The sequence below is a fragment of the Scopulibacillus cellulosilyticus genome, from assembly GCF_042665295.1.
In the GTDB taxonomy this organism is placed as follows: Bacteria; Bacillota; Bacilli; order Bacillales; family Sporolactobacillaceae; genus Scopulibacillus_A; species Scopulibacillus_A cellulosilyticus.
Genome location: NZ_JBHTCO010000020.1, coordinates 261,343 through 275,491, shown reverse-complemented (window position 1 = coordinate 275,491; position 14,149 = coordinate 261,343). Strand labels below are relative to the sequence as shown.

The 14,149-nt window shown below is 38.1% G+C and carries 12 protein-coding genes and 1 other annotated feature; of the genes, 11 read left to right on the top strand and 1 reads right to left on the bottom strand.

Annotated elements, in window-relative coordinates; translation table 11 throughout:
• Positions 1–132: 132 nt before the first annotated feature.
• The gene (locus ACFQRG_RS16425; protein WP_380968005.1) at positions 133–1,050 is read right to left on the bottom strand and encodes an alpha/beta hydrolase; all 918 of its coding nucleotides are present in this window, start codon (positions 1,048–1,050) and stop codon (positions 133–135) included.
• 167 nt (positions 1,051–1,217) lie between these two features.
• Between ACFQRG_RS16425 and ACFQRG_RS16420 the strand changes: the two genes are divergently transcribed.
• From ACFQRG_RS16420 to ACFQRG_RS16370, 11 genes are all read left to right on the top strand, one after another.
• Positions 1,218–1,763, top strand: a complete 546-nt coding sequence (locus tag ACFQRG_RS16420; RefSeq protein WP_380968003.1) for a TetR/AcrR family transcriptional regulator — start codon at positions 1,218–1,220, stop codon at positions 1,761–1,763.
• Positions 1,764–1,871: 108 nt separating this feature from the next.
• Positions 1,872–2,089, top strand: a binding site (T-box leader).
• A 69-nt stretch (positions 2,090–2,158) separates the two neighbouring features.
• Positions 2,159–3,283 carry a glutamate 5-kinase gene (gene proB / locus ACFQRG_RS16415; RefSeq protein WP_380968001.1) on the top strand — a complete coding sequence of 375 codons (1,125 nt, stop codon included), beginning with the start codon at positions 2,159–2,161 and terminating at the stop codon, positions 3,281–3,283.
• Positions 3,280–4,527, top strand: a complete 1,248-nt coding sequence (locus ACFQRG_RS16410; RefSeq protein WP_380967999.1) for a glutamate-5-semialdehyde dehydrogenase — start codon at positions 3,280–3,282, stop codon at positions 4,525–4,527. The genes proB and ACFQRG_RS16410 overlap by 4 nt, the downstream gene beginning before the upstream one ends.
• Positions 4,528–4,870: 343 nt before the next feature.
• Positions 4,871–6,142, top strand: coding sequence for a glutamate/aspartate:proton symporter GltP (gltP, locus tag ACFQRG_RS16405; RefSeq protein WP_380967996.1), 1,272 nt, complete (start codon positions 4,871–4,873; stop codon positions 6,140–6,142).
• 165 nt (positions 6,143–6,307) lie between these two features.
• Positions 6,308–6,955, top strand: coding sequence for a helix-turn-helix transcriptional regulator (locus tag ACFQRG_RS16400; protein WP_380968037.1), 648 nt, complete (start codon positions 6,308–6,310; stop codon positions 6,953–6,955).
• Between the two features lie 99 nt (positions 6,956–7,054).
• On the top strand, positions 7,055–8,143 hold the full coding sequence (locus ACFQRG_RS16395) for an alanine racemase (RefSeq protein ID WP_380967993.1): 1,089 nt from the start codon (positions 7,055–7,057) through the stop codon (positions 8,141–8,143).
• Positions 8,144–8,153: 10 nt separating this feature from the next.
• Positions 8,154–9,764 carry an N-acyl-D-amino-acid deacylase family protein gene (locus ACFQRG_RS16390; protein WP_380967990.1) on the top strand — a complete coding sequence of 537 codons (1,611 nt, stop codon included), beginning with the start codon at positions 8,154–8,156 and terminating at the stop codon, positions 9,762–9,764.
• Between the two features lie 69 nt (positions 9,765–9,833).
• Positions 9,834–10,298 (top strand): RidA family protein, encoded by a 465-nt coding sequence (locus ACFQRG_RS16385; RefSeq protein ID WP_380967988.1) that lies wholly within the window; start codon positions 9,834–9,836, stop codon positions 10,296–10,298.
• Positions 10,299–10,391: 93 nt separating this feature from the next.
• Positions 10,392–11,789 carry a GntT/GntP/DsdX family permease gene (locus tag ACFQRG_RS16380; protein WP_380967986.1) on the top strand — a complete coding sequence of 466 codons (1,398 nt, stop codon included), beginning with the start codon at positions 10,392–10,394 and terminating at the stop codon, positions 11,787–11,789.
• Positions 11,790–11,957: 168 nt separating this feature from the next.
• Complete coding sequence (locus ACFQRG_RS16375) at positions 11,958–12,602, top strand: TetR/AcrR family transcriptional regulator (RefSeq protein ID WP_380967983.1); 645 nt, start codon at positions 11,958–11,960, stop codon at positions 12,600–12,602.
• Positions 12,603–12,886: 284 nt separating this feature from the next.
• Entirely contained in the window at positions 12,887–14,113 is a 1,227-nt protein-coding gene (locus ACFQRG_RS16370; RefSeq protein WP_380967981.1) for an alkyl sulfatase dimerization domain-containing protein, read from the top strand.
• The last annotated feature ends 36 nt before the right edge of the window (positions 14,114–14,149 follow it).

Genomic DNA, 14,149 nt, shown 5'->3' with positions numbered 1-14,149 from the left:
TTGGTTTTAAGCGTTATGATCGTTTACGATTACGTGTTTTATTACATCATCAATATAAATCAATGGGATATCAGTTAGGTTAAGGAGTAGGAACTATTACTCCTACCCCAACATTTGACGTAGAACCTATTTTTAAAGGTTTTCTTTATAAAAGGCTCCCAATTTTTCAACAGCCTGATTAACAGGTTCTGGTCTGTCGTATAAATCATAATGACTTGCACCTTCAACAACAAACAAATCTTTTTTTTCTGAAGCTGCTCTATTATAAAGTTCATGCCCATCTTTATACGAAGCGAATCCGCCTTGAACACTGCCTACAATGATTTGTAAAGGCTGAGTTAGTAACTCCTCTGCTAAATGGAAAGCATCAAAACCTATCACTGATTGTAGACTAGTGAATTTTAACTTATTTGGAGAATGAGGACTTTGACCTCTTGGCGTTGTGTAATAATCAATAGCTTCCGTAATATCTATATCAGTAATACCAGCCTGTTCTCTTTCTTCTTGACTATTGGGAATCCAATTCGTAATCAGTGATTCAGCCCCGCGAGCTTCAGCAGTGCGTTGTTTACCAATTGCCTCTAATGTTTTGATAGGATCGCCTTCACGGTTTACACGACCAATATTAGCACCAACGACTGTACCAACTGCTTTGATTCGACGCTCTGTCATTGCAGCATTTACTGCATAACCGCCTCCAGCACAAACACCTAATACACCAATACGGTTTTCATCTACATAATCAAGCGTTGTCAGATAATCTACTGCACAGCGAATATCTTCAACCCGTGCAGCCGGTTCTTCAATATATCGAGGTTCACCTTCACTTTCCCCCTGATATGATGCATCAAATGCAATCGTTATATATCCTAATTCAGCAAGTTTCTCGGCATAGATACCTGCGGTTTGATCTTTACAGCTGCTGCCCGGATGAACGCAAACAATTGCAGGATTTTGTTTCTCTTCTTTAGCATTTTCAGGTAAATTTAAAATACCTGCTATTTGCAGCCCTTTTGCATTAAACCTTACATTTTTTTTAGTAACTGTCATATTTACGACCACCTTTGTCTGTTTTCGAATATACACTTGTGGTTGTTAATGCCCTCGTGTATATTTATATTAAAATGTACATTGAATCATTTCAATGACCACATTCTTGATTTCGTGCATTAATACACACTTTCTAAAATGTGTGTATTAAATAAAAGGAGTAATCTATGAATAAAATAGATAGAAGAATATTAAAGTCACAAAAGGCTATTCAATCTGCATTTTTGGAAATGTTAGTTGATGAAGGATTTGACGATATTACAGTTAAAAATATTACTGAAAAAGCCGACCTTGGCCGAAAAACATTCTACTTACACTATATAGATAAATATGATTTATTAGATAAGATTGTTGATGACCATTTAGAACAATTGAGAGAAATATGTGACCAAAAACAAAACAAAGGTTTTATAGAAGGTGCGGTTATATGGTTTAATTTTTTTGAGCAGCATCAATCATTCTTTGCCTCACTATTTAGAAGTAATAGTACATTATCATTTCGAAATAAATTATTGACTTTTATCATGGGTGAAATAGATAAAAAACTAAATTCAAATGCACCTTTAAATCAAAACATTGATAAGTATATTATTTTAAAGTTTTTGGGAACAGCTGTAATGGGTGTGGTGGAGTCTTATGTTTTAGAAGAATTAACAGGGGATACTGAAGCAGTAGCAAAGCAATTAGGTCAATTAATTAAAAGAAACATATAACTAATTCTCTAAAAAACTTTAAAAGTACAAAAAATGGCGATAATTTCATGTGGAAACTGCTTGACATAATCATAAGATTTAAGCATAATATATCATAAATTTATAAATTGATCGGCATAGACAGAGACCAGTAAACAGACATTGGCGCGTTAGAGAGTGGAATTCATCGGCTGGGAGATTCCACCGCTGTCAAACTGTTGAACCTATCCCTTGAGCTGTTGGATGAATAACCCAACCGCACCCTGCGTTATGGGAAAATTAAGCGGGCATCATAATGGTGTCAAGTAAGGTGGTACCGCGGAAGCTGAACCCTTTCCGTCCTTTACAAGTTATTGTAAGGATGTAAAGGGTTTTTTTGTTTATAAATGATTTTCAAGCAGAAAGGCGTGAACAATATGGCAAAAAAAAGAATCATTGTTAAAATTGGCAGCAGTTCGTTAACCCATGCTAACGGCGGATTGAGTAAAACGAAATTATTTGAGCATGCAGAGGCAATTGCACAATTAAAAAAACAAGGAAATGAGGTCATTTTAATTTCTTCCGGGGCTGTTTCCGCAGGGTTCTTTGATCTTGGTTATCCTGCCCGTCCTGTAACAATTTCGGGAAAACAAGCGGCTGCTGCGGTAGGTCAAGGGCTTTTGATCCAATCCTATACAGAGGCTTTTAGAACGCATGGGTTAGTTTGTGCCCAGTTGTTATTAACGAGACACGATTTTATCAATAAAGAAAGCTATAGCAATGCCTATACGACACTTAACGAGCTGCTCAAACGGTCTGTTTTGCCAATTATCAATGAAAATGATTCTGTGGCGATTGATGAGCTGACCTTTGGCGACAATGATATGCTCTCAGCGCTTGTCGGCGGTCTTGTTCACGCTGACTTTCTCATCATGTTGACAGATATAAACGGTTTATACGAAGAAAATCCGCATATTAACCCTCAAGCAAAACGGTATGATTTTCTGCCTGAAATCACCGCAGAACTTTTAGAACAAGCAAAAAGTACATCAGGTTCAAAAGTCGGAACGGGAGGTATGAAATCAAAATTAATTGCCGCACAAACGGCACTATCCCTTGGCGTCAATGTATTTGTCGGCACTGGTTCAGGACCGGATAAACTGATAAAAATTTTAAATGGTGAAGGGGATGGCACATATATAGGGAATTCTCCAAAAAGCCACTTAAAGAAACCAAAGCAATGGATTGCCTTTCACTCACAAATCTCGGGACAAATTAAAATTGACGACGGCGCGCTGACGGCTATTATTTCAAAAGGTAAAAGTCTGCTGCCGGCAGGAGTCAAACAAATTAACGGCACATTCAAAGCCGGGGATGTTGTTGAGGTCATCAATAATAAAAATGAAATCATAGGCAAGGGACAAGTAAATTATACATCCGAAGAATTAGAAATGATCAAAGGCTTTACAAGTCAAATGGCAATGAAAATAACACGGCGAAACCATCCTGAAGTGATTCATCATGATCAATTAGTATCTAATATAGAGGAGATGATGATATGAGTGAATTAATATCAAAAGCAAAAAAAGCGAAGGCAGCTGCAGGACAATTAATTGGAAAAACAACGAAACAAAAAAATGAAGCGCTAAAAACAATTGCTGCACAACTTATTGAAGAAATCCCATACATTTTACAAGAAAATAAAAAGGATTTAGATCAAGCAAGGGAAAAAGGGGTAAGCGAGACTTTGATTGACCGGCTGATGCTAAATGAGCAAAGAATTCGGGATATGGCTCTCGCTCTTAAACAGTTAGCGCTTTTAAATGATCCAATCGGAGAAGTGCTCGAATCATGGGAGCGGCCGAATGGACTTAAAATAGAAAAAGTCAGGGTTCCAATAGGCGTTGTTGGCATGATTTATGAAGCGAGACCTAATGTTACTGTGGATGCTTCAAGTCTTTGTTTGAAGACTGGCAACGCGGTTCTTCTGCGCGGCAGTTCATCAGCATTGAACTCCAACCGGGCGCTTGTATCTGTCATCCGCCGTGCACTGGAACAAACGAAGCTTCCTCAAGATGCTGTTCAACTGTTAGAGGATGTCAGCCGGGATACCGCTTCACAAATGTTTAAATTAAATCAATACCTTGATGTTTTAATTCCGCGCGGCGGGAAGAATCTTATTCAAACCGTTGTTCAGAATGCTTCTGTTCCTGTTTTGGAAACGGGTGCGGGAAATTGTCATGTGTTTATAGATGAAACGGCCAACCCGCAAATGGCTATTGATATTACGGTCAACGCTAAAACACAGCGTCCTTCTGTTTGTAATGCAGCTGAAAAAGTGATAGTCCATGAAAGTTGGGCAAAAAAGCATCTGGCAGCACTTGCCCGAAATCTTCGAAACAGCAACGTTGAACTGCGAGGGGATGAAAAGGCAAGGGAAATAGTTACGGATCTCATTGATGCCAATGAAGAAGATTGGGAAACTGAATACCTGGATAAAATCATGGCCATTAAAATTGTTGCAAATGTTCAGGAAGCGATTGATCATATTAACACTTACAGCACGAAACACTCAGAAGCTATCATTACAGAATCAGCAGAAAACACAAAGCTATTTTTCCAATTGGTAGACTCAGCGGCACTCTATCATAATGCTTCAACACGGTTTACTGACGGCTTTGAATTTGGCTTTGGTGCGGAAATTGGCATCAGCACTCAAAAACTGCACGCCAGGGGACCAATGGGACTGCCTGCCTTAACCTCAACAAAATATACTGTACATGGCAATGGGCAAATCAAGAAATAAAGAATTTATTGTAAGTGAATATTTATCTGTTAAGCTATGGGGATCAGCCTCATAGCTTAAAAAATGCCAATTTTTGTTGATATCTGTTGCAAATTTTGTAGAAAATAGCTGTTGAACTTTGCGTTTTAATTTGATACAATTTAAATTAAGAAAGACCGGTCACAAATCTTTAAATGATAAGAATTCTCATCTATGGAAGCCTTCCTTTAACCTATTATCCAAAACCTCTTGGATAAAAATTACCACACAACTTAATTCATCAAAATTGATAGGTATTCAATTTATTGAAAATATAGAAAATTAAATATTTTTAATATTACTCCAAAATAAAAGAGGTGTTTAAATGAAAAGAAGAAAGTTTAGTTTAGCATGGCAAATATTCGCAGGATTAGTATTGGGGGTTATTGTTGGTGCGATTTTCTATAACAATCCCGCGGTGGCAACTTATTTACAGCCAATTGGCGATATATTTCTCCGCTTAATTAAAATGATTGTTATCCCTATTGTTATCTCAAGCATCATTGTCGGTGTTGCCGGTGTTGGAGATATTAAGAAGTTAGGGAAGTTAGGCGGAAAGACGATTATCTATTTTGAAATCATTACAACTTTTGCGATCATTATAGGATTATTTGCAGCGAATATATTTCATCCCGGCACAGGCGTTAATATGAAATCGCTTCAAAAAACAGATATTTCTTCTTATGTAGAAACAACGAAACAAGTCGAACATCATAGTATTATTGACACGTTTGTGAATATCGTCCCAAGCAACCTGATTGATTCAATGGCCCATGGCGATATGCTGCCGATTATTTTCTTCTCTGTTCTCTTTGGATTAGGTGTTGCTTATATCGGCGAAAAGGGCAAACCAGTGCTCAGCTTTTTCCAAGGCACTGCTGAAGCAATGTTCTATGTCACAAATTTAGTGATGAAATTTGCACCGTTTGGAGTATTTGCTTTAATTGGTGTAACCGTTTCTAAGTTCGGTCTCTCATCCCTTATTCCTTTAAGCAAATTGGTTATCTTAGTCTATGGATCTATGATCTTCTTTGTATTAGTCGTCCTCGGGTTAGTAGCCAAATTTGCAGGGGTTAACATTTTCCGTTTCTTGCGTCTTTTAAAGGACGAGCTTATTTTGGCATATTCGACATCCAGTTCGGAGACCGTATTGCCGAAACTTATGGAAAAGATGGAGAAATTCGGCTGCCCTAAAGCCATTGCATCCTTCGTCATTCCAACCGGTTACTCCTTTAATCTGGATGGTTCAACCCTTTATCAAGCGATTGCAGCTGTGTTTATCTCTCAAATGTACGGCATTCATCTATCCATTGGTGCACAAATATCGTTAGTCCTTGTCTTAATGGTCACATCAAAAGGCATTGCCGGTGTTCCGGGTGTATCGTTTGTTGTACTCCTTGCAACTCTCGGTTCTGTCGGTATTCCGGTAGAAGGGCTGGCATTTATAGCAGGCATCGACCGCATCCTGGATATGGCCAGAACAGCAGTCAATGTTGTCGGCAACTCTTTAGCAGCGGTTGTGATGTCTAAATTAGAAAAGCAATACGATCACAATAAAGGCAATCAATATCTGGAAGAATTAAAACAGGCATCTTAAAATGCGGAAGCTTCTCCTATTTAAGGGGAGGCTTTTTTTCGACAAATTTATACAAAAAGAGATTAAACTGTTGCACCTTAATCGTTTATTATTTATAATGACGTTAACAATAAAAATAATTTTTATATCATAAAAAAATTATTTATTTGATTGGAGGTGCTTTTAATAGAATCAGTCAAGCAAGAGCTGGATTTTCTGCAGCCATTGATCAAAGGCATCGCTGCTCAATTTGGCGAAAATTGCGAGGTTGTGCTTCACGATCTTACTGAAGGTATTGAAAGTACGATTGTAGCGATTGAAAATGGTCACGTTACAGGCAGAAAAATAGGAGATCCAAGCAGTAATTTAGGACTTGAGGTTCTGCGCGGTACTGTTAAGGACGGAGACCGTTATAACTATCTGACCCAAACAAAAGATGGGAAAATGCTGCGTTCCACCTCCATTTACTTTAAAAACAGCAAAGGGGAAACCATCGGCTCCTTGTGTATAAATCTCGATATTTCCGATCTTATGATGGCGGAAAATGCAATTAAATCAATTACGATGAGCCAACAGGAGCAAGAAGTCAGCGAGGTCTTTGTAAATGATGTTAATGAAGTCTTGGATTTCCTAATTCAAGAATGCCAAAACGAAATAGGCAAGCCGGCGGCCAATATGACTAAAGAAGATAAATTAAAGGCGATTCAGTATCTGGACGCAAAGGGAGCCTTCTTAGTCAAAAAAGCCGGAGATAAAATATGCCAGTATTTAAATATTTCCAAGTTTACGCTTTACAATTATTTAGATGAGGTAAGATCTGCTCAGCAAAAATAATTTGATATATAAGATAAGGCATTCCAAATGCCTTTATTTACAGAGTTATGAAAACCCTTTCGCAGATTGGTTTTCTAGATTTTGAAAGGAGAGTCTAATATGCTGACTCCATATATTTTGATAGATGAGGCAAAAGTAAGATCTAACATTGAGAAAATGCAAAAGGTCGCTGATAATAAGGAGCTCCAATTAAGACCGCATATTAAAACACATAAGATGCCTTATTTGGCTAAGCTTCAACAAGAATACGGCGCTTCAGGCATTACAGTTGCTAAGCTTTCTGAAGCACAAGTCATGCTTGCAAACGGCATAAAAAATATTTTTTTGGCTTATCCGATTGTTACAAAAGAGAAAGCCGAATTAATAAAAGACATTAACGAACAAGCGGACACGTTTATCGTCGGTGTTGATAGTTTAATAGGCGCTAAGACACTTAACGCTGGTATGACCGGTGCGGACAAGAAATTAAAAGTAAGAATTGAAATTGATTCAGGTTTAAACAGAACGGGTGTGACTAAAGATAAAGCGGTTTCACTGGCAAAAGAAATTGTTCAATTAGAAAATCTTGAGTTAGAAGGTATTTTCACTTTTAAAGGTGCCGTTTATAAAGGTGAATCTACGCTTGATTTGGAGAAATCAGGAGAAGAAGAAGGTTCATTAATGGTCGGGCTGAAGCGGGAGTTGGCGGAAAACGGTATTGACATTGCCTCCGTGAGCGTCGGTTCAAGTCCTACGGCGAAAACTGCTGCTAATGTTCAAGGTGTGACAGAGATTAGACCCGGGACGTACATTTTTAACGATGCCATGCAAGTAAAATTTGGCTTATGCGATATCGACGATTGCGCTGCCCGTGTATTCGCAACAGTCGTCGGAAAATATGATGACCATTTGGTGATTGATGGCGGCAGTAAGACATTTGCAACAGATGTTCAGCCAGGCCATGCTCCATTAAATTTAAAAGGCTTTGGCATCGTTGTCGGCCATAGCAATTTAACATTTGCCAGGATGAATGAAGAACATGGTGTTTTAGAATTCAACGGAGACTGTGATTTAGAAATAGGCGATGTCGTAGAAATTATTCCTAATCACATTTGCAGTACTGTTAACTTGCATAATGATGTCTATCTCAAAACACTAGATGGTGAAATCAAGAAAGAAAAAGTCGCAGCAAGAGGTCACTTATACTAGGAGGATTAGCATGTATGATCTAGTCATTAAAAACGGCAAAGTCGTTGATGGCACGGGAAATCCTTGGTTTAATGCGGATGTCGGCATTAAAGACAATAAAATCGTTAGAATAGGTAAAATTGACAATAAAGGTCATAAAATATTGGATGCGAAAGGCAAGTTTGTTTCCCCTGGTTTTATAGACGGGCATTGTCACTCGGATTTGATGATTCTGGATTTTCCTGAGAGTGAAATCAAATTAAGGCAAGGCGTTACAACTGAAGTGGTTGGTAACTGCGGTCTTGCGCCGGCTCCAGTAAAGAACAAGTATAAAGAACTGCTAGAAGTCTACACGCAGCCTGTTTTGGGAAAATCTTATTGTGAATGGAAATGGAATACTGTTGAAGAGTATTTCAATGTTTTAGACCAAAACCTGGCTTCTTCACATACGGCTTCATACGTGGCTCACGGCGCTGTCAGAATTGCGGTGATGGGATTCGATAAAAGACAGCCGACAAAGCAAGAAATGGATGAAATGAAACAAATTGTTGATGATGCGATGAGAGCCGGAGCAATCGGTTTATCGATCGGACTGCTCTATGCACCGAGCTGTTACGCCAGCAAGGAAGAGCTCGTCGAACTTTGTAAAGTCGCTGCCAAATATGATGGTATCTTTGCAACCCATGTTAGAGGCGAAGGCAATAACCTTCTTTCATCAATTAAAGATGTCATTTGGATTGCCGAAAAAGCAGGGATTTCACTTCACATCAGCCATCTTAAAGCAGCGGGTAAAAGGAACTGGGGATTAGTTATGCAGGCCATGGAACTCATTGAAGCCTCGCGTTGCAGAGGCATGGACATCGCCTGTGATGTTTATCCTTACAATGCAAGTTCCACGATGTTAACAACATTGCTGCCGCCTTGGTCATTAGAAGGGGGTATGGGAGATACCCTTAAGAGATTACAAGATAAGACAGACAGAGAAAAGATTATTGGCGAGCTGTCCGAAGAGCGGGAAGACTGGGACAACCTTGTTTATTCTACAGGCTGGGAAAATGTCGTTATTTCTTCCGTAACGTCAGATAAAATGAAGCAATATGAAGGTAAAAACGTCAAAGAGATTGGTCAATTAAATGGCAAAGATCCTATCAATCAAGCCCTTGATCTCCTTGTTGAGGCTGAAGGCAATCTCGGCATTGTTTATTACATTATGAACGAGGAAGATGTCAGAGAAGTTATTAGATATCCTAAATCTTTGATAGCTTCAGACAGTTTAACTTGTTACACCGGGAAACCGCACCCGCGCCTATACGGAACTTTCCCGCGAGTGATTAAAAGATATGTTAAAGATACAAATATCTTGACGTTAGAAGATGCGATTAGAAAGATGACTTCTTTCCCGGCAAAGAGATTCAGATTAAATAATAAAGGATTGTTACTAGAAGGCTATGAAGCCGATATTACAATCTTTGATTATGACAAGGTAGCGGATCTGGCAACCTATGAAAACCCAATGACATTGCCTGAAGGTATTGAGCATGTCGTTGTTAACGGTCAATTAACAATTGAAAACGAAAAACATAATCACAAGAAGGCAGGCCATTTTATTCCGTTTCATAGCGTAAAATGCGCATGTCACTAAATTAAGAAAACAAACGTATTTAAATAATAGATTATTACTTTTAAAAAAAACTAAGCAGAGGTGTACATCATGAGTGTTGTTGAAAAGAAATTGGAAGAACTAGGTGTTATTTTACCGGAGCAAGCAAAACCAAAGTTTGTCTATGTTCCATGTAACCGTACAGGAAATTTGGTTTATACTTCAGGCATGGATTGCCGGGTTAACGGCGAGCTCATTTATGAAGGTAAATTAGGCAAAGACTTAACCATTGAACAAGGAAGAGAAGCTGCCAGACAATGTATTATTAATTGTTTTACTGCGATTAAATGGCAAATCGGCGATCTTGATAAAATAAAAAAAGTCGTTAAAGTATTAGCATTTGTTAATTCAGCTCCCGGATTTGTCGATCAGCCGTACGTCATTAATGGCGCTTCTGAATTTCTTGAAGAAGTTCTTGGTGAAAAAGGAAAGCACGCAAGGTCTGCCATTGCGGCAAATGAGCTGCCATTCAATACACCTGTTGAAATTGAAATCATTGTTGAAGTTGAAGATTAATAGAAGGAGGGCCAATCTTCTGGATTGGCCTTACCTTTACACTATCAAGTTTTCATATAACCGTATCGTGTAGACGAGAAGGAGGCATATACGATGGGAGATTGGTATTTAGTCTGTATTACATTGGCTGCGATTGTTGTTATTATACTTGGTGTGTCAGTTCTTAAATTACATCCTTTTTTAAGTTTGATTATTGCCAGTTTGTTCCTAGGCATCTTCGCAGGATTGCCGCTTGATAAATTAGTAAGCTCTTATGAAACAGGTGTCGGCAGTCTTCTAAGTGATTTAGCGGGAATTATCGGTCTTGGAACGATTTTAGGTAAAATGATGGCCGATTCAGGCGGGGGACTGCAAATAGCTAATGCCCTTACAAGAAAATTTGGTGAGAGCAAATTACACTGGGCAATGATGTTCTCAGGCTTCATTATTGGATTGCCGGTTTTCTTTGAAGTTGGTGTTGTGCTGCTGCTTCCATTAGTCATTTCAATTTCTAAAAATTCGAAGAAGTCAATTCTGTTTGTTGGTCTGCCGTTAATTGCCGGATTATCTATTGTTCATGGGATTGTTCCGCCGCATCCCGGTGCTATGACTGCTATTGGCATTTATAAGGCCAATGTCGGCAAATCTTTGCTTTATGGATTAATTGTTGCTATTCCGTCTGCTATTGTTGCAGGTCCGCTATTTGGTAAATGGGTTTCTAAAAGAGTAAAACCATCTTTTAGTCCATATGGGGAAAGCAATGAGACAGCTGTAAACACTGGATTTAATGAAACCGCTTCAACAAAGGATAGCATGGCTGTTAAATCAGGCGGTCACTTATCTGAGCATATACCATCGTTTACAGCAGCTTTAATTACGATTTTGCTGCCAATTTTACTAATGTTGTTGTCTATGGTTATAGAATATTTGCCATTGAATCATGCAATTATAAATTTTGCAAAGTTCATTGGTACACCGGTGATTGCACTACTAATTTCCGTTTTCGTCGCTTACTTTTCATTAGGCTTCCATAAAAAAGTGAATAAAGGAAAAGTCACAGCGCTTATAGAAGAATGTTTAAAACCACTCGCTGCTATCATGTTGATCATGGGTGCCGGCGGCGGATTTAAACAAGTTCTTGTTGACAGCGGCGTAGGTACAGCTTTCGGTCATATTTCGCAAAACTTAAGCTTATCACCGATTGTATTAGCATTTATCATTGCCGGCTTAATAAGGGTTGCGACAGGCTCGGCAACAGTTGCTTTAACTACAGCCGCAGGCATTGTTGCTCCAGTAGCTGAACATATGACAGGTGTAAATAAAGAATTGCTTGTTATTGCAACGGGGGCGGGATCTTTAATGTTATCGCACGTTAATGATTCAGGTTTCTGGCTCGTTAAACAATATTTGGGGTTATCTGTTAAAGAAACATTTAAGACATGGACGGTACTCGAAACCTTGCTCTCAGTTACAGCTTTTGTATGTGTATTAATTCTCAATATTTTCATTTGATTTTTACCTTTATTTGTATGCGGTTTCAAAAGGCGGGCATTTGCCTGCTTTTTTATATTGGCAGAAAAAGGCTAGATAAATCACATTATAATTTGTTGTAAATTGGAATGAACATTCTTATTGAATGAACATTCTAAAATATTGTATAATGTTTATGGAGGTGGCGCCATGAGAGGTGATGCTAACGGACGCAGGGATAAAATTTTAGAGACTGCTAAGAAACTTTTTAGCGAAAAAGGGTACCACGGTGTCTCGATACCAGATATTGCTAGAGAGGCGGGTGTAAGTGTTGGCTCGATCTATTACATTTTCAAGAACAAGGAAGATATTTTACTCAGTTTACTTGCCGTTGTAAACAGCATTTATCAGCAAGTTTTTAGTCACGGTAATGAAATGACCAACCCGGTGGAAAGGCTCCAGTATGTGATACGCGGATTATATCGTTCTATTGATCAGGTAACCGATCTGTTTGTTATCCTCTACAAAGACCTTGGTACTTTAGATAGAGATACTTGTACTAAGATTTTAAATATGGAGAGCGAGACCGCGCGTGTAATTGCAGATATAATTCGCGGGGGACAGCAGAAAGGGAATTTTCGGCACGATATAGATGCAGACTTACTTGCATTTGATGTGGTGAGTCTTGGTCATATGTGGGCACTGAAAAAGGAATCACGTCTTCATGGTTGGATGTCCCTGGAACAGTATGTCGAGTCCCAATTGCATTTTTTTATGTCATTACTTATAGAAAGTGAGGAAGTGATAGTCTCTTGTTATCTATCAAAGAAAAGAGATGATAAACATTCACTTTAATGGATTTGAATTTTAAAATTAGCAGATACAAATTTATTAGTTATGAAGATTATCAGCAGAAGTTAGAAACAAAAGGTTATTTTTTTTATATACAATTTATTGAATTTTCCGTATAGTTAATGCCCTTTTAGTCTCTTGGATGAGATCTTAATCATACAATGATCTTCATATTCATTTGCCTCTGACAGCAAGGAACTTTAATTGATAAGGAGGGTTTTACCGGTTATGAGGGTGGATTTTTAGAGGGAAATTGAAAATAGAAATCTTCAGAAAGAAGGTATTTTATGAGTTCCAGCAGATCATTGAAACGGTTACCATTAGATAGACAAATGGATGATATTGTTGAAAATTCGATAGAAAAGATAGAACTTGTTTCACTGAAAAACGGCCATTATTACGTTTCAAATTTTGCAAATGTTGGCGTTATCATGACAACGGATGGCATTGTTGTGATTGATACAACTTTAAATAAACAGCATGCAAAAGCGATTTATAATGCCATTCGTCAAAAATCAAAATTACCTATACGTTACATCATTTATACTCATGGACATTTGGATCATGTAAATTCTACCGAAGTATTCAAAGAAACGAATACACAAATTATAGGCCATGAGAATATAGCTGATAGATTTTATAAATATAGAAAACTGAATGACTACCATTTACGCATTAATTCAGTCCAATTTCAAGGGAAATTAGGTCTTGAATCTTTTCACTTTATTACCCCGGATATTACTTTTTCCAAAGAGTACAAATTTAAATTAGGCGATAAGACCATCTATCTTATGCACGGAAAGGGAGAAACAGACGATCATTGTTTCGTCCATGTTCCGGAAGACAATATCGTATACTCCGGGGATTTCTTTATCAATGCCTTTCCAAATATAGGCAATCCTTTGAAAGTAAATCGCTTTGAACGAGAGTGGTATGAAACTTGTCAACAAATTCAAGAGCTAAAACCGGATGTATTAGTTCCCGGACATGGAAGGGCTTTATGCAGCAAGCAGGACATTCAGGATGGTCTGCAAGCGATTATTGATGTGTTGCGGTTTGTTCACGAGAAAGTTATAGACTGTTTAAATAAAGGAATGACATTAGAAATGATGCTCGAAGAGATTGAATTACCCTCAGATTTAACGAATAACAAATACATCCAGCCGTCCTACGGTTGCTTGGAGTTTGCGATTAAGGGGACTTACAGAAGGTATACCGGCTGGTTCGACGGTAATCCAACAAATCTTCAGCCATGTAAACAAAAGGATGTCGCTAATGAGATTTTATCTTTAATGAAGGATGCGAATATCATTTTGAAAAGATGCAGGGATTTAATGGATAAGGGTGAGTATCAGATGGTCCTTCATTTAACTGATATATTGATTTTTTCACAAGATAATATTGAGGCAAAAGAATTAAAAAAGGAGGCTGTACGAAAATGCTCGGAGACTAATTCCAATTTTATTATACGGAATATTTATGATCAGCTTTATTACAAGATGGGTATGATATAAAAATGGGTTGATGATCATTTTCCAGGCATTTAAGTT

Bases quoted from the DNA above. Each gene is read 5' to 3' on its own strand.
- ACFQRG_RS16420 (WP_380968003.1), top strand. From the start codon at position 1,218: ATGAATAAAATAGATAGAAGAATATTAAAGTCACAAAAGGCTATTCAA.
- gltP (WP_380967996.1), top strand. From the start codon at position 4,871: ATGAAAAGAAGAAAGTTTAGTTTAGCATGGCAAATATTCGCAGGATTA.
- ACFQRG_RS16425 (WP_380968005.1), bottom strand. From the start codon at position 1,050: ATGACAGTTACTAAAAAAAATGTAAGGTTTAATGCAAAAGGGCTGCAA.
- proB (WP_380968001.1), top strand. From the start codon at position 2,159: ATGGCAAAAAAAAGAATCATTGTTAAAATTGGCAGCAGTTCGTTAACC.
- ACFQRG_RS16375 (WP_380967983.1), top strand. From the start codon at position 11,958: ATGAGAGGTGATGCTAACGGACGCAGGGATAAAATTTTAGAGACTGCT.
- ACFQRG_RS16380 (WP_380967986.1), top strand. From the start codon at position 10,392: ATGGGAGATTGGTATTTAGTCTGTATTACATTGGCTGCGATTGTTGTT.
- ACFQRG_RS16410 (WP_380967999.1), top strand. From the start codon at position 3,280: ATGAGTGAATTAATATCAAAAGCAAAAAAAGCGAAGGCAGCTGCAGGA.
- ACFQRG_RS16385 (WP_380967988.1), top strand. From the start codon at position 9,834: ATGAGTGTTGTTGAAAAGAAATTGGAAGAACTAGGTGTTATTTTACCG.
- ACFQRG_RS16395 (WP_380967993.1), top strand. From the start codon at position 7,055: ATGCTGACTCCATATATTTTGATAGATGAGGCAAAAGTAAGATCTAAC.
- ACFQRG_RS16370 (WP_380967981.1), top strand. From the start codon at position 12,887: ATGAGTTCCAGCAGATCATTGAAACGGTTACCATTAGATAGACAAATG.
- ACFQRG_RS16390 (WP_380967990.1), top strand. From the start codon at position 8,154: ATGTATGATCTAGTCATTAAAAACGGCAAAGTCGTTGATGGCACGGGA.